This window comes from Streptomyces sp. NPDC054842 (assembly GCF_053611025.1).
The window spans coordinates 1-14,873 of the sequence record NZ_JBSGZN010000052.1; the positions used below are offsets into that span (position 1 = coordinate 1).

The 14,873-nt window shown below is 72.1% G+C and carries 18 protein-coding genes; 6 read left to right on the forward strand and 12 right to left on the reverse strand.

All coding sequences use genetic code 11. The features are described from left to right. Window positions 1–43 precede the first annotated feature (43 nt). Complete coding sequence (locus tag ACWGIS_RS30390) at window positions 44–250, reverse strand: hypothetical protein (protein WP_453365680.1); 207 nt, start codon at window positions 248–250, stop codon at window positions 44–46. A 313-nt stretch (window positions 251–563) separates the two neighbouring features. Between ACWGIS_RS30390 and ACWGIS_RS30395 the strand changes: the two genes are divergently transcribed. Beyond that, window positions 564–797: a chaplin gene (locus tag ACWGIS_RS30395; RefSeq protein ID WP_453365681.1), complete on the forward strand. Its 234-nt coding sequence runs from the start codon at window positions 564–566 to the stop codon at window positions 795–797. A gap of 111 nt (window positions 798–908) precedes the next feature. On the opposite strand, the gene ACWGIS_RS30400 is transcribed toward ACWGIS_RS30395, so the two are convergent. The 4 genes from ACWGIS_RS30400 to sthA all read right to left on the reverse strand — a co-directional run bounded on the left by ACWGIS_RS30400 (window position 909) and on the right by sthA (window position 4,111). Then, window positions 909–1,376, reverse strand: coding sequence for a peroxiredoxin (locus ACWGIS_RS30400; protein WP_453365682.1), 468 nt, complete (start codon window positions 1,374–1,376; stop codon window positions 909–911). Continuing rightward, window positions 1,373–1,753 (reverse strand): DoxX family protein, encoded by a 381-nt coding sequence (locus ACWGIS_RS30405; protein WP_453365683.1) that lies wholly within the window; start codon window positions 1,751–1,753, stop codon window positions 1,373–1,375. Before ACWGIS_RS30405 ends, ACWGIS_RS30400 begins: the two co-directional genes overlap by 4 nt. Window positions 1,754–1,949: 196 nt before the next feature. After that, complete coding sequence (locus ACWGIS_RS30410) at window positions 1,950–2,570, reverse strand: L-threonylcarbamoyladenylate synthase (RefSeq protein ID WP_453365684.1); 621 nt, start codon at window positions 2,568–2,570, stop codon at window positions 1,950–1,952. 137 nt (window positions 2,571–2,707) lie between these two features. After that, on the reverse strand, window positions 2,708–4,111 hold the full coding sequence (gene sthA, locus ACWGIS_RS30415; protein ID WP_453365685.1) for a Si-specific NAD(P)(+) transhydrogenase: 1,404 nt from the start codon (window positions 4,109–4,111) through the stop codon (window positions 2,708–2,710). Between the two features lie 315 nt (window positions 4,112–4,426). Between sthA and ACWGIS_RS30420 the strand changes: the two genes are divergently transcribed. Then, on the forward strand, window positions 4,427–4,594 hold the full coding sequence (locus ACWGIS_RS30420) for a hypothetical protein (protein ID WP_453365686.1): 168 nt from the start codon (window positions 4,427–4,429) through the stop codon (window positions 4,592–4,594). 284 nt (window positions 4,595–4,878) lie between these two features. On the opposite strand, the gene ACWGIS_RS30425 is transcribed toward ACWGIS_RS30420, so the two are convergent. Together ACWGIS_RS30425 and ACWGIS_RS30430 are read right to left on the reverse strand one after the other, a co-directional pair. Further along, window positions 4,879–5,190, reverse strand: coding sequence for a hypothetical protein (locus ACWGIS_RS30425; RefSeq protein WP_453365687.1), 312 nt, complete (start codon window positions 5,188–5,190; stop codon window positions 4,879–4,881). Between the two features lie 383 nt (window positions 5,191–5,573). Beyond that, window positions 5,574–6,068, reverse strand: coding sequence for a TIGR00725 family protein (locus ACWGIS_RS30430; protein WP_453365688.1), 495 nt, complete (start codon window positions 6,066–6,068; stop codon window positions 5,574–5,576). A gap of 160 nt (window positions 6,069–6,228) precedes the next feature. Between ACWGIS_RS30430 and ACWGIS_RS30435 the strand changes: the two genes are divergently transcribed. After that, window positions 6,229–7,119, forward strand: a complete 891-nt coding sequence (locus tag ACWGIS_RS30435) for a metalloregulator ArsR/SmtB family transcription factor (protein ID WP_453365689.1) — start codon at window positions 6,229–6,231, stop codon at window positions 7,117–7,119. Further along, on the forward strand, window positions 7,116–7,715 hold the full coding sequence (locus ACWGIS_RS30440) for a dihydrofolate reductase family protein (RefSeq protein ID WP_453365690.1): 600 nt from the start codon (window positions 7,116–7,118) through the stop codon (window positions 7,713–7,715). The genes ACWGIS_RS30435 and ACWGIS_RS30440 overlap by 4 nt, the downstream gene beginning before the upstream one ends. 643 nt (window positions 7,716–8,358) lie before the next feature. Here the strand turns inward: ACWGIS_RS30440 and ACWGIS_RS30445 are convergent. Then, a complete protein-coding gene (locus ACWGIS_RS30445; RefSeq protein ID WP_453365691.1) occupies window positions 8,359–9,282 on the reverse strand; it encodes a ScbA/BarX family gamma-butyrolactone biosynthesis protein in 924 nt (307 codons plus the stop codon). 581 nt (window positions 9,283–9,863) lie between these two features. On the opposite strand from ACWGIS_RS30445, the gene ACWGIS_RS30450 reads away from it, so the two are divergent. After that, window positions 9,864–10,625, forward strand: a complete 762-nt coding sequence (locus ACWGIS_RS30450; protein ID WP_453365692.1) for a DUF4097 family beta strand repeat-containing protein — start codon at window positions 9,864–9,866, stop codon at window positions 10,623–10,625. 158 nt (window positions 10,626–10,783) lie between these two features. Here ACWGIS_RS30450 and ACWGIS_RS30455 read toward each other — a convergent pair whose 3' ends face one another. The 4 genes from ACWGIS_RS30455 to ACWGIS_RS30470 form a co-directional block, all read right to left on the reverse strand. Further along, window positions 10,784–11,593 (reverse strand): restriction endonuclease, encoded by an 810-nt coding sequence (locus tag ACWGIS_RS30455; RefSeq protein WP_453365693.1) that lies wholly within the window; start codon window positions 11,591–11,593, stop codon window positions 10,784–10,786. Between the two features lie 374 nt (window positions 11,594–11,967). After that, window positions 11,968–12,957, reverse strand: a complete 990-nt coding sequence (gene ppk2 / locus ACWGIS_RS30460) for a polyphosphate kinase 2 (protein WP_453365729.1) — start codon at window positions 12,955–12,957, stop codon at window positions 11,968–11,970. Window positions 12,958–13,064: 107 nt separating this feature from the next. Next, entirely contained in the window at window positions 13,065–13,307 is a 243-nt protein-coding gene (locus ACWGIS_RS30465; RefSeq protein WP_453365694.1) for a DUF6411 family protein, read from the reverse strand. A 270-nt stretch (window positions 13,308–13,577) separates the two neighbouring features. After that, on the reverse strand, window positions 13,578–13,955 hold the full coding sequence (locus ACWGIS_RS30470; protein ID WP_453365730.1) for an SRPBCC family protein: 378 nt from the start codon (window positions 13,953–13,955) through the stop codon (window positions 13,578–13,580). Between the two features lie 285 nt (window positions 13,956–14,240). On the opposite strand from ACWGIS_RS30470, the gene ACWGIS_RS30475 reads away from it, so the two are divergent. Beyond that, on the forward strand, window positions 14,241–14,678 hold the full coding sequence (locus tag ACWGIS_RS30475) for a helix-turn-helix domain-containing protein (protein WP_453365695.1): 438 nt from the start codon (window positions 14,241–14,243) through the stop codon (window positions 14,676–14,678). Window positions 14,679–14,873: the final 195 nt, after the last annotated feature.

A 14,873-nucleotide genomic window follows, 5' to 3' on the forward strand; every position in this document is an offset into this window, starting at 1 on the left:
GCCGGGCGGTGTGCACCGCCCGGCCGCTCCGGTCCTCGGTTCCTTACGGCAGGAGCTTGTCCATGGCCGCCTGGCCGTCCTCCGCCAGCCTGCGCTCCGCCCAGGCGAGGTTCTTCGGGTTGACGTCACGGCCCGCGGCGAGCACCAGGTCCTCGGCGGACACCTCGCCCCCCGCGCCGGTGTGCAGAAGGGCGTCCGGGGTGGTCGTGTCGTCGGACGGGGAAGACGAACCGGGCTGAGTCTTTGACATGGTGTTCTCCCTGGTCGACCTGTTCTGTCTCACGGGTACCCCTGGCCCGCTCTGGTGCACTTCCGGGCTCCGGAGTCACCTGGTGCCGGCATCTGGAGACGCACAAGCGATGGATGTACCTCGAATTGTCCCGGCAACGGCCGATCCCTGCATTCCGGACGTGGCGTCCGTGCCCCGGGAGACTCCCGCTCGTCGAGGCCTCGTCGAGGCCCCCGAGGGCCGCCGGACCCGTTCGGCCGTACATCAATGTCGGTCGCCGGTTCCCGAGGTCATGGTGAAGAGACCGCAACCGTGCGACTGATGGGAGCTTGTAATGCGTATCCGCCTGATGACTGCGGCCGCCCTGGCCACCGTGTCCGTCCTGGGGACCGCCGGTGCAGCCGCCGCCGACTCCGACGCAACCGGAGCCGCGGTGAACAGCCCGGGCGTGCTCTCGGGCAATGTCATCCAGGTTCCGGTCCACATTCCGGTCAACGTGTGCGGCAACTCCGTCAACGTGGTCGGTCTGCTGAACCCGGCGTTCGGCAACAAGTGCGTCAACGACTGATCGCGGGTGACCCGGGCCGTTCGGTGACGACCGGCGGCCCGGCGAACCTGTGACGGAAGGCCCGGGGCGACGCCCCGGGCCTTTGTCGTCCGTCCACCGGGAACGCGCGGATCAGTCGCGGTGCGCGTTCAGGGCGGCGAGGGCGCGGTCGGCGTGCACGCTCATCCGCAGCTCGCTGCGGACGACCTCCAGGACGGTGCGGTCCTGTGCGATCACGAAGGTGATCCGCTTCGTGGGAGCGATGGAGAAGCCCCGCTTGACGCCGAACTGCTCGCGCACCGCTCCGTCGACGTCGGACAGCAGCGGGAAGCCCAGCGTGTGGCGCCCGACGAACTCCTGCTGCCGGTCCACGGGGTCGCCGCTTATGCCCACCGGCCGTGCTCCGGCGGCGGCGAACTCGGCCGAGAGGTCACGGAAGTGGCAGGCCTCGGCGGTGCAGCCGGGTGTGAGGGCGGCGGGGTAGAAGAACAGCACGACCGGTCCGTCGCCGAGCAGTTCGGACAGGTGCCGGGGCGTGCCCGTCTCGTCCGGCAGGGCGAAGTCCTCGACCTTGTCGCCCACGTCCACGCGACTCGTCATGACAGACCTTTCTGGTTCTTGGCGACACCGCGCGCCCACAGCACGAGCGGCACCTGGAGGGGGAGCCGGGCGAGGGCCGCGGTCCTGAGGGGTGCGGGACGGTGACGCCAGTCCACCGCCATCTGCACGTTGGCGGGGAACACGCCGACGAAGAACGCGGCCGTCGCCAGGGCGGCGGCGCGCCGCGTACGGGGCACGGCCACCCCGGCGGCCAGCGCCAGCTCGACGACACCGCTGGCGTACGTCCACGTCCGGGGTGCGCCCGGCAGTGCGCGGGGGATGGTCGCGTCGAAGGACCGCGGCGCGACGAAATGGACGACGCCCGCCGAGGCCAGCAGGCCGGCGAGCAGCAGGGGTGAGCGTTGGGACCTGGGCACGGTTCCTCCTCGGGGGGCCTGCCGCGCGATATTACTCGACGGTAAGGAGGGATGGGCGGGCCGGTACGTCCTTCGCGCGGGAACCGGACACGGTCTCGACGCCCTGGTCCCCGGCCGCCCGGAAGCGGAGGAAGCGGAGGAAGCGGGAGAAGCGGGGGAACGGCGGGAGTTCACGACCGGCCGGTGAGGCCGCCCGTCACTCGAACCGCGTGGGGTCGCCCGCTCCGCGCCGTACGATCTCGGCCTCACCGCTGGAGAAGTCGATGACGGTCGTCGGTTCCGTCCCGCAGTCCCCGGAGTCCACGACCGCGTCCACCACGTGGTCGAGCCGTTCCTTGATCTCCCAGCCCTGGGTCAGCGGTTCGTCCTCGTCGGGCAGCAGCAGCGTGCTGGAGAGGAGCGGTTCGCCGAGCTCGGCGAGCAGTGCCTGCGCGACCACGTGGTCGGGGATGCGGACACCGACGGTGTGCTTCTTCGGGTGGAGCAGCTTGCGCGGCACTTCCTTCGTCGCGGGGAGGATGAAGGTGTAGCGGCCGGGCGTGGACGCCTTGATGGCACGGAAGACGTCCTTGTCCACCCGTACGAACTGGCCGAGTTGGGCGAAGTTCTGGCACACCAGGGTGAAGTGGTGGCGGTCGTCGAGCTGCCGGATCGTACGGATCCGGTCGATGCCGTCCCGGCTCCCCAGTTGGCATCCCAACGCGAAACAGGAGTCGGTCGGATAGACGACGAGCGCACCGGAGCGGATGCTGTCCGCCACCTGACTGATGGTGCGCTGCTGAGGGTTGTCCGGGTGCACGTCGAAGTACTTCGCCATCCGCCGAGCTTATGCTCTCCGTCGCCCTGCCCGGCGCAGCCCCGGCGCCGAGTCCTGCCGGCGGGGCCTGGGGAGGGGTCGCGGGGGCGGGGAGAATCCGGCGGCCGGAGTGACCCGGCCGCCGGAGACGTGCCCCGTCAGTCCCTGAGCCGGTCGATCTGCCTGATCTTGTTGGTGGCGTCCAGGGCGGCCACCTTGTAGGACTCGGCGAGTGTCGGATAGTTGAAGACGGCGTCGACCAGGTAGTCGACGGTGCCGCCGCAGCCCATGACGGACTGGCCGATGTGGATGAGTTCGGTGGCGCCGGTGCCGAAGCAGTGCACGCCGAGCAGCGTGCGGTCGTCGGGGGAGACCAGCAGCTTGAGCATGCCGTGCGAGTCGCCGATGATCTGGCCGCGGGCGAGTTCGCGGTAGCGGGAGATGCCCACCTCGAACGGCACGCGGGCCTCGGTCAGTTGGTCCTCGGTCTTCCCGATGAAGCTGATCTCGGGGATGGTGTAGATGCCGATCGGCTGGAGGTCGTGCATCCGGTTCACGGGTTCACCGCACGCGTGGTAAGCGGCCGTTCTGCCCTGTTCCATGGAGGTCGCGGCCAGCGCGGGGAAGCCGATGACGTCGCCCACGGCGTAGATGTGCGGCACCTCGGTGCGGTAGTGCTCGTCGACGGTGATCCGGCCGCGCCGGTCGGCGGACAGTCCCGCCTTGCCGAGGTCGAGTTCGTCCGTGAGTCCCTGCCGTCCCGCGGAGTACATGACGGCGTCCGCGGGGATCTTCTTGCCGCTCTCCAGGACCGTCAGCGTGCCGCGGGGATGGCGTTCGACCGCGGCGACGGTCTCCCCGAAGCGGAAGGTGACGGCGAGGTCGCGCAGGTGGTACTTCAGCGACTCGACGACCTCGACATCGCAGAAGTCGAGCATGCCGGGCCGCTTCTCGACCACCGTGACCTTGCTGCCGAGCGCGGCGAACATGGACGCGTATTCCATGCCGATCACGCCGGCGCCGACGATGACCATGGAACGCGGCACCCGCTCCAGGTGCAGGACGTTGTCCGAATCCATGATCGTGCGTTCGTCGAACTCCACGGCGGCGGGCCTGGCGGGCCGTGTGCCGGTCGCGATGACGATGTGCTCGGCACTCAACAGCCTGTCGTGGCCGTTCACTTCGCGCAGTGCGATGGTGTGGTCGTCAACGAAGCGGCCGGTGCCGCCGAACAGCGCGACGTGGTTGCGGGACAACTGACTGCGGATGACGTCCACTTCGCGGCCGACCACGTGCTGGGTGCGCGCCGTCAGGTCGGAGACGGTGATGTCCTCCTTGAGCCGGTAGCTCTGGCCGTAGAGATCGCGCTGGGTGAGGCCGGTGAGGTAGAGGACCGCCTCCCGCAGGGTCTTGGAGGGGATCGTCCCGGTGTGGATGGAGACCCCGCCGACCATGTCGGGGCGGTCGATGACGGCGACGCGGCGGCCGAGTTTGGCCGCGGCGATGGCAGCCTTCTGGCCGCCGGGGCCGGATCCGATGACAAGCATGTCGAAGTCGGGCACCCTCCGGAGTCTGGCAGGCGGGAGACCGGTCCCGGAAGAGCGGAGGACCGGCCGTCGCCGACGCGTGCCGCAACAGGAGGGCGGGGCGTCTCGGCCGGCGACGGGCCGGTGCGTCGCCGCCCGGCCCGTCCGGAGGGAGGGAGCGGGCGGCGGAACCCGTGGCGGGTCACCTCGGCGGGCGTGTGGCGTACGTCTCCGAACTGGGACTCTCCCCGGCCGTCCATGATCGATCGTGGTGGCGTAGGGTCCTCCATTGGTCGGCCCCGGCTCGGCGGTCGGCCCTGTCATGCAGCCGATCCTCAGGAGTCCACTCCCGTGCCCGCTCTTCCCACCGCACCGGCGCCGATCTACGACCGCCTCGTCGACGAGCAGGGCGATGTCCTCGCGAGCGTCCGGCAGGCCGCGCACGAAACCGCCCGCACCGCGGAGGACGTACTGGACTTCGGTGTCGCGGAGCCGGCCAACCGGCTGCCCCACGCCTGAGCCCACACGGACGCGGTGCGCGGCGCGCGATCCCGGCGCGCGATCCGCGCGGACGAAACGGTGTCCGCACCGGCGCCGCGTGATCGGCGCTCCCCGACAGTGACGGCTCGCGTGGGCCGCGAGCGGACCGCGGTAGGCAGTGGCGGCTTCGAGGCGGCCCATGAGCGGACCAAGCAGCCGCGCGAGCCTGGCTCCGCGGTGACGGCTACTCGGTGGGCCGCGAGCGCACCGCGGTGGGATCAGGCCCTCGGGCCGTCCGCGCACGCGGGCGAGGCCCACCGTCGTCAGGCGGCTTCGCCGAATTCCTCCGGGACGTCCTCGTCCAGCTCCCGCCGCCCGGCCGCCGACTTCTCCCGCTGCCGCAGCACCGCCCAGGCGACGGCCCACACGGGCGTGAGGCACCACGGCACCCGCCAGACCGTTCCCCACCAGTCGGCCGTCGGCTGCAGAACCGTTTCCGCCGCTGCGCCCATCATGGCGGCGGCCAGCGTCCAGCACAGGAGCCCGCCCGCCCACCGCACGGCTGCCGAAAGGCCGACGGGCCCCGTTGCGGGCCTGTGCGGAGGCGTACGGCGACGGCCTGCGCGGCTCTTCATGCGGATATCCCCCATGGGACGGGACGGCAGCGGTGGACCACGGACTGCGCTCGCCTGGTGACGTAAGTGTGCATGGGGGTGACATCCAGACACGGGGGTACCTGGCCTGTGCCATGGGCTCACGGACACCACGCGAGCTGGCACAAAGCGGTATGAAGAACCTGAAATGTCGGTCAGAAAGCCGCATTCACGGGCAAAGCGGCGATCTGTAGCTGACGCAAAATCGCCACTTCCGTGCACCTTCGGAACCCGCCGGACGGGTGAAGGCTTGACCCGATCACGTCGCTGCGCTGGCGGGTGCGCAGGCCGAGGTCGGTCGCGCGCGACGGTGTCAGTCGGCGGGTCGGCGGGTCGGCCGGTGAGCGGGTCGGCGGGTCGGCACGTCAGCGCATGAGCGCGTGGGTGACCGCCTCGGCCGGAGTGGCGACCTCCGCCGGCAGGGTCGTACCGGGCGCGGAGAGCGCTTCCCTCGGGACACCCCAGGTGGCGAGGGCGGCGACCCGCTTGCCCGCGCGGAGCGCGAGAGCCACCTCGCTGAGCGTCCCCCAGCTGCCGCCCACGGCGATGAGCGCGTCGCAGGCGTTGACGAGAAGGCCGTTGCGCAGTTCGCCGAGACCGGTGGGCAGGGCCACCGTCAGGTGCCGGTTGCCCAAGGTCCGGTCGAGACCGGGCAGCAGGCCCACGACCGTCCCGCCCGCCGCCGTGGCGCCCTCGGCGCACGCTTCCATGACCCCGCCCAGCCCTCCGCAGAGCACCACCGCTCCCCGTCGGCCCAGCAGTGCGCCGACCTCGTGCGCCAGCTCGATTTCCCGGGCTCCGGCCTCGGCCGGTCCCGAGACGGCGACGTAGCGGGGACTGTCAGCGCCACCGGACTTCATCAGGGGACCTCCGTTTGCGGAGTCGCGGCAGGTCGGACGCCGCTGCCGCGTCCGGAAACCGCGCGCTTCCGTACGTCAGGCATACCCACTTCGAAGCCCTTTCGGAGAGGCACTTCATATTCCTTGACGCGAATATTCTGCAGGGTGAATACTACTGGTCATGGACGCACTCCTCACCGCACTGGCCGACCCCGCGCGCTGGCGGCTGGTGACCCTGCTGGCCGAGCGGCCCCGCTCGGTCGGCGTCCTCGCCCAGCTCGCCGAGGCGCGCCAGCCGCAGACCACCAAGCACCTGCAGACCCTGGAGCGCGCCGGCATCGTCACCTCGCAGCGCACCGGCCAGCGTCGCGTCTACGCTCTGCGTGCCACGCCGCTGCGCGAGCTGGCCGCCGCGCTCGTCGCGCTCGCCGACGCCGTGGAACGGGCCGACGGTCCCCAGGCCACCTACGACCGCCACGGACTCAGCCTCCGGGCGGAGCGACTGGCGGCCGGGGAGCCGGGGTGGGCAGACGGCCGCTCCTTCGGCTTCCTGCGGACGCTGAGCGGGAGCCCGGGGCTGGTCTGGCGCCATCTGACGGAGGCTCCGCTGCTCGCCCGATGGTGGACGCCGGACGACCTCCGCGTCTCCGAGCTCCTCTTCGAGGCGCGCCCCGGCGGACGGATCGTCCACGAGTACCGCGACGCGGAGGACGCCGACGGCTCCGGCCCGGTCGTGGGGCGCGCGGAGGGAGTCGTCGTCGACGCACGCCCCGATGAGCGCCTCACCTACACGCTCTCCCCGCTTCTCCCGGACGGCGGCCTCGCGTTCACCGCCCGGGTCGACCTCGGCCTCAGGCCCGCCGGCTCCGGCACCGAACTCGACGTGCACTGGCGGATCTCCGACAGCACCGTCGACGCCGCGGATTTCATCGCGGGCATCGAGATCGGCTTCGGGCAGAGCCTCGACACGCTCGCGGCGCACCTCGCCGCGGACACGCAGGACACGTACGACGGCACGGACGACGACACGAACGGCACGGACGACCGCAGCGATTCAGGGAGTACGACATGACCGAGCAGACCGGCGGCCGCAGGGTCGTCACCAACATGAGCCTGTCCCTCGACGGCCGTTACGCCGGCCGGGACCCGCTCGACATGAGCTGGGTGATGCCGTACGCCCACACCGACGTCGCCCGCGACCACCTGGCCGCGCTCCAGGCGCCGGCGACGACCGCCCTCCTCGGCCGGGTCAACGCCGAGGGGTTCCTCGGCTTCTGGCCGACCGTCATCGGTATGGCGGGAGTCGACCCGCGCGACGAGTCGTTCGCCAAGTGGCTCGTGGACACGGACAAGGTCGTCCTCTCGTCCACGCTCGCCGAGGCGCCGTGGGAGCGGACGACGGTGGTCGACAAGCCGACCGCCGACATGGTCGCGGACCTCACGGCGACCGAGGGCGGCGACATCCTCGTACTGTCCAGCGCGAGCGTCATCAAGGCACTGCTGGCGGCCGACCGCGTCGACCGACTGGCGCTGACCGTCTTTCCCGTCCTCCTCGGCGACGGGCCCCGTCTCTTCGACGACGGACTGCCCGCGGGCCGCTGGAATCTCGCCGCCCAGGCCGCCGGCGAGCACGGGACGCTCTCTCTCGTCTACGACCGCATCCGCTGAGTCTGTGAGTCGCTGAGCCGAAGCGCCGTCCCCTCGACGCGGTGCCTCGACGGGACGGGCACACGGTCCGGAGCCGCCTTCCGGCTCCGGACCGTGTCGCGCCTCGGGGCGACGACGAATGCCGACGGGCGTGACGGGGACGGCGGGAGGGGCGCTCGCGGATGAGCCCCCTCCCGTGTGACGTGACGAACCGGTGCGGCTCATTCCGGTCGTGCCTCGACGGGCGCGGCGAAGGAGCCGGTCGCGGTCCGGATGATGGCGCTGTCGCGTTCGGGGCGCCGGGGCAGGGGCACGGCCTGGGTCGGGGTCCGTGCACGTGCGCGAGTTCTGCGGCGTCCTGCGAGAAGAAAGGGGGCCGACGCGTCCGTGGAGGGGGGCGAAGGTCCTGACGACGGCCTCTCGGATCGACGGCGCGGGTGCGTCGCCGAGAGCGGCGGTCGTGCGGACCGTCGACGAGGACGGCGGGGGGTGTCGGCGCGCTCGGTGGTCCTTGTGGGAGGACGCTGTGCGGCGTGACAGCCGAGCGGAGGGGGAGGGCGGTGCCGTCAAGCACCGGCCGGGCGCTCGCCCGTTCGGGACCTGCTCGCATCACGTCCGGCACCGCGGGGTGCGCCGGTCCGGGCGGAGCGGGACTGCGTCCCTGTTACGGCTTGGTGCGCGTGACGATCTGGGTGGTGAAGACGGTGCGGTCGGTCTGCCGGCCGGTGACGTCGACGGTCGGTGTGTCCGTGGGGCCGGGCCGCAGCGTCGTCTCGATCACGAGGGGGGCGCGCAGCTCGGCGTAGTGGTGGAAGCGGGTGACGAGGGTGGTGGTGTGGGGGTCCACCGGGAGGTGATGGGCGTGCGCGGCCTGGCGTGCGGCCTCGATGAGGACCATGCCGGGGTAGTGGTCGCCGCCGTGGTCGAAGAGGACCGGGTGGCGGGGGTCGGGGTTGAGGAGCCAGTGGTGGGGCCGGCCGGTGGGGGAGAGGACGACGTCGAAGGGGTTGCGCTTGCCGACGACGGCGGGTGCCACGAGGGGAGCGGGGTGGGGGCGGTCGAAGGGGTGCTCGGGGATGGGGGTGTCGGCGGCGTCGCCGCTGCCGCGGAGCCGGCGGTACGTGGCGGGGGTGAGGCAGGTGAAGCGGCCGCCGCCCGTGGCGTAGGGCCGGTCGTCGTCGCCCAGGACCGTGATGTCCATACGGAACTCGGCCAGGCGCTTGCCCTTGCGGACCACGTCGGTGCAGGTGGCGCGCAGGACCAGGTCGGTCGGGAGAGGGCCGATCGCCATCTGGTCCGGGTGCGTGGTGACGGTCAGGTCGTGCAGGAGGAAGTGGTGCCCGAGGGGGACCCCGAGTTCGGCGTGGGCGAGGTAGAGACCCGTCTGACGAATGGTTTCTGCCGCCTGCAGCGAGTCGTGGTGCGCGCCGTCCGGAGTGGTGAAGAAGGTGTGGGCGCGCGGCCACTGCCCGCTGAGGGTGTAGTGCGCGTCGTCGTGCCTGCGGCAGCCGGTGAGGAAGACCTCGGCATGGCTCGCCCGGTGGACGTACTCGCGGGGGACGGTGGTGGTGAGGCCGAGCGGCCCCATCGGTCCCCTCTCCGCGGTACGTCCGGTCGGTATGGACGGTCTCGCTTCCAGGGCCGCTGCGGACGGTTCGGTGGGCGCGGCCGTGTCGTGTGCCGGGTCAATGGTCAGAAGGGTCATCTCGTGCCGCCTCTTTCCGCGTCTGCGCAAGGGTGGATGGGGACGGTGCTTGAGGTTCCGACTCGATAAGATACGGACCCACCGGTTTTGTTTTCAAGGCATTTCGCGGAATCCGGCCTGGCGAGAATCGGACGGGTCGCCCCCGTTTCTAAACGGCGCCAGCCCTTCCGCTACCGCAGCCGCGGCTGGCGAATGGCGCATGGGTGAATATCGGGCACCGTCCGGCTGGAGTGCTGTAGAAACCAGGCAGGCGGTTTCTTATGTGATGGCCGTGCGATGTACTGCCGAGCGGGGCGTGCACTGCGGTGTGTACTCCTGAAGGGATGCGCGGGTTCGACCGGTCGAGGGCGCCCGAGAGTCCGGGCTCCTTGATGGAGGCGGGACGGGGTGAGGGCGGGTGCAGGCAGCTGTCCTGAGGCGGGAGGCGGGGCCATGGGAGAGCCGCGGCGGGGAAACCGGCGGTCATGGACACAACGACAACGACGCACAAACGGCGGGTCGCCGCACTGCTCGCGGTCATCCCTCTTGTCGCCGCCTGCGGGGGAGCCCACGGGCAGGACGACGCCTCACCGGCGGGCGGAACGAGTCCGGCGCTGACCGGCGGGGCGAGTCTGGTGATCACCACGGAGAACGGCGTACGACTGCGACCCGCCGACGGTGACACCGTCGGCGTCGACCGCAGGATCGACCACCACTGGTCCCACCGGAACGACACGTGGGTCCTGGACCTGTCGTGCCCGGCGGAGGGCGAGCGCCACCAGGAGTGCCCGCGCATGCCGGAGATCGACGTCCCGGCGGACACCGCCGTCAGCGTCTCCGCCCGCAACGCCGGCATCGACGTCGCCGGGCTCTCCGCGGGACTGGACCTCACGACCGTCAACGGCGATGTGAGCGTGACCCGTTCCGGCGAGCGCGGCGCGGCGGTACGGCTGACGACCCGCAACGGCTCCATCAACGCGCAGACCCTGCGGGCCGGGCGGGTGCACGCCGACACGGTGAACGGTGACGTCGTGCTCGACTGCGGCAGTTCCCCGGCCGGAGCGACCGCGGCCACCACGAACGGCTCGGTCCGCGTCACGGTCCCGCACGACGCCCCCGCCTACCGGGTCTCGGCGACCACCGACAACGGCCGGCCCTCGGTCACCGTGCCCACCGCCGGCGCCGCCGAGGACCGCACGATGACCCTCACCACCGTCAACGGTGACGTCACCGCCGCCCGAGCGTGAACTGACCTCTGCGCATGCGGGTGTGCCGCGGCCGGGCAGGGTATGCCGCTCGGTCCGGGACGTCCGGCCCGGACGTCCGGCCCGGCTGCCGGTGGCCGGCCGCCCGGCCCGGGCCTGTCGGACCCCCCTCCGCCGCCCCGACCCCGGCGGCAGGTGTGTCAGAGGGCGGGACCGCCGTCGGCGGCGACCGCCCAGGGCTCGGGGCCGGTGCCGTCGCTCCACGCCTCCAGGACCTCGCGGTCGACGCACAGGATGCCGCACTGGTCGGCGTAGTCGACGGCGGGCGCGGTGAACGCGCTGGTGGTCACCACCACGGCGACATCTGCGGCGTGGACGGTGTAACACGTGCCGCCGAAACGCTGCATGTCCTGGGAGCCGACCCGGTTGTCCTCGCAGTACCGCTTGCACTGGATGACGACGCGTCGCCCGTCCGGCGCGGTGGCGACCACATCGGCGCCCAAGTCGCCCGCCCCTCCGACGACTTCGACGTCCGAGCAGCCGTCGCGCTCGCACAGGGCGGCGACCGCCTGCTCGAACTCGTCGGCGTCCAGGGCCTCGTAGTCGACCGCCTCGGGCTCCGCTTCGACAAGGATGTCGGTCGGCTCCGTCGGTCCGGTGCCGAGCGGGAGTGTGGGTTCCCGGCCGACCGGGACGAACGGCTCGGTGGCCGCCGGCGCGGGGGAGGGGAGCGGTTCGGTCTCCAGGGTGTGCAGGGCGGTGGCGGTCCCCTCGTCGAGGGCGGCGACGGCCCGGCGCGCGGCTCGCCTCGCCGAGAACCGGCGTCGGCCGCTGCGCAGGGCCAGGGCGGCCGGCAGGCCCACCAGGCAGAGGACGACGGCCAGTTCGGGGCGCCGTTCCAGGACACCACTGGCGACCTTGGCGGCGGCCCCCAGGATGCCGATGACCGCGGCGAGGAGCCCGAACAGCAGGGCGGTGGAACGCAGATCGAAGCCGCGCCGACGGTTCATGGGCCCTGTTCGGCGTACGGGTGTGGCCATGCGCGGTCATCCCCTCTCACGGACAGTACGAAGATCACTTCTGCCGTGTGCCCATGATCGAGAAGTTCAGTACGTCGCCTGCCGTCGGCGTGATCACTTGCGAGGCCTACGAGTTGACGTCACGTCAGGCGATTCGGGCCGGCTCCCTGCCGGGCCAGCCGTCGGGAAGGATCAGGACGGCTTCGGGGACCGGCCGGCGCCCAGGGCGGGCCGTCGGGTAGGAGCAAGACGGCTTCGGGGACCGGCCGGCGCCCAGGGCGGCCGTCGGAAAGGACCACGAACGGCCTCGACCGGCGCCATGTCATACCTGACGCCGGTCGAGTCGCCGTACGACAACTCCCGTCTCAGCCCGTCCTGTCGGGGTGCTGGCCGGGGCCGCCGCGGTGGGGGGACAGCGGGGTCGGAGAGAGGTCGCTGGGTTCCTCGCCGCGCTCCAGCAGGGTGTCGGCGGCCCCGATGATCAGCGGGTCGGCTTCCCCGATCGCCTTCTCGTCCTTGGCGGTGTAGTCGCAGCGCAGCAGGAGATGGCGGATCGCCTCGAGGCGCCCCCGGCGCTTGTCGTTCGTCTTCACCACGGTCCACGGCGCGTACGGGGTGTCCGTCGCACGGAACATGTCGACCTTCGCGTGGGTGTAGGCGTCCCACAGGTCCAGGGAGGCCACGTCCGTCGGGGACAGCTTCCACTGCCGTACCGGGTCGACCTGGCGGATCGCGAAACGTGTGCGCTGCTCGCCGCGGGAGACCGAGAACCAGAACTTGACCAGCACGATGCCGTCGTCGGTGAGCAGCTTCTCGAACACCGGGGCCTGCGCGTAGAAGTGCCGGTACTGGGCGGGAGTGCAGAAGCCCATGACCCGCTCGACCCCGGCCCGGTTGTACCAGGACCGGTCGAAGAAGACGATCTCTCCGGGGGCGGGGAGGTGGGGGACGTAGCGCTGGAAGTACCACTGTCCGGACTCGCGCTCGGTGGGCTTGTCGAGCGCCACCACGCGGGCGCCGCGCGGATTGAGGCGCTCGGTGAAGCGCTTGATGGTGCCGCCCTTGCCGGCCGCGTCCCGGCCCTCGCACACCACGACGACACGCTGGCCGGTCTCCCGGACCCACTTCTGCAGCTTGAGCAGCTCGATCTGGAGGATGCGCTTCTGCCGCTCGTAGGACTTGCGCCCGAGCTTCGTGTCGTACGGATAGTTCTCGCGCCAGGTGTCGAGGGGCTTGCCGTCGCCGTCCAGAAGGACGGGCTGTTCCGGCCGCTCCTCGTCCACCTGGAGCCCGTCGAGCAGTTCCACCCCGGGGGAGGTGCCCGAGCGGCTCTCGGCTGGCGCCTTGGGCCTCAGCGGATCGACCACGGACTTGGTTCCCTCCTGCTCGCGACCTCGCCGGCTGCTGTGGCCGGGGCCGGGCGCCGTCGGCCGGCGCCCGGCGGGAAAGGACCCCTACCAGCTCAGAATGGCATGTGACCGCGCGCCCGGCGTCCCGTGGAGCCGCTGCGGCCGACGGCCTTGGAGCTGCTGCGGAACGGCTTGCTCAGCCAGCGGCCGAGCCGGCCCGGGGCCTTGCCGGCGGCCTGCGAGCCGGCGCCGAGCGTGCGCTGCGTCCCGCGCTGGGGACCGTGCGAGAGCCGCGGTACCAGAAAGGCCAGGACCAGCAGGACGACGCACACGGCGACGATGGCGAGGACGACCATGACACACCTCAGTTCTCGTTGGGACGGGGTCCACCGCCGACCCGCCCGTTCCTCCGGCTGTTCCCGGGAGACGGGGGAGTCAGGGAGCGGCGCTGTGCCCCTCCGGGGTGTTCCACGTGCCCGCTGCCCAGCCGCTCATGCGCCGCCCGCCGTCTCGCCGACACGTGCGTCCCGGTGCAGCCGGTGGTCGTCACACCGCGTGGCCGTCGCCCGACGGCGAGTCCGGCTCAGCAGTGATGCCGAGTCCGGCTCGTACGGCGTCCGAGGCGCTCATCGCCGTACGAGCCGGTGCAGTGCCAGGCGCGCCGGGCCGGCGTACAGGGCGAGCGCGAGCGCCGGGCCCTCCATCCGCAGTGTCGTCGCCGTGCCGTCCCCGCGGGCCCGGACGGCGTGGTGCAGGCGCAGCCGCAAAGGCCCGAGCCGTACCCGCCAGGCCCACTCGCGCCGCTCCTCGTCGACCGACTCGATGACGAAGGACGCGGTGACCCGGGCCAGGGAGACGACCTGGCCCCGCAGGCCCGGGACGATACGGTCGGCGGCCACGCGCACGGCCCGGATCTGCGGAGACCATGACGGCCAGCGCCGCGGGGCGACGTAGCGCAGCCAGACCTCGTCCGCGGGAGCGGGCCCTTCGGCGTGCAGCGTCATCGTGGCCACGGGTGCGTGCTCCGTTCAGGAGGGTGAAGGGACCGGTGAAGGGACCGGCGAAGAGGCCGGTGAGGGACCTGAGGCGGCCGCCCGGTACCGGCGTGCGGCCGGGCCACCGCCACCAGCCTCCCAGGCGGGAGGCCCGTACGCCCCGTGACCTGGGCCGGCCGTGGCCGGGCCGGGGCCGACGCGGACCCCGGGACCGGCGTCCGGCCCTGACCGGGACTGTCTCTCCGGTCTTACGGGTACCAGCTCTCCGCCGGGCCCACCATCCGAAGGGACATCATGAGCGACAACCGCGAAGCCGACGGCGTGTCCGAGGGCAGAGCCATGACGGCGGCGGAGTTCCGGGTCGTACGCGAGTCCCTCGGCCTGGCCCAGGCCTGGCTGGCCGAGCACGTGGGCGTCCCGCCCGCCACGATCGAGGCGTGGGAGCGGGGCGGCGAGCGGATCCCCGGAGTCGTCCGGGCCGCCCTCGGTGACCTGGAGCGACTCACCGGTGAGTTCGTCGGCAAGGTCGTCAAGGGTCTCGCCGGCCTCCCGGACCCCGGGATCGTCACCTACCGCGACGACGCGGAGTACCGGGCCGCGCACCCGGAGTCCGGGTACCCGGCCGCCTGGCACCGCGCGATGGTGGCCCGCGTCGCCCAGGAGGTCCCGGGCCTGTCCATCGCGTACGCGAGTGATGTCGCGTCGGACGACGTGAAGGTGTCCGCGAAGTAGCGGTACGCCCGCCCCCGACCGGCGACGAGCCGTCCCGCCCCCGACCGGACAGGGCGGTGTCGCCGTGCCGGGGGTCCTCGGCCGGCGGCGCCGGTCCCTCGCGGGGAGTGGTCCGCAGCCCGCGCGCCGGGCGCGATCCCGGCCCGGTGGGCGCAGGCCGGGCGGCGCCGCCCGGCCTCCGGGCGCCGAGCGGCG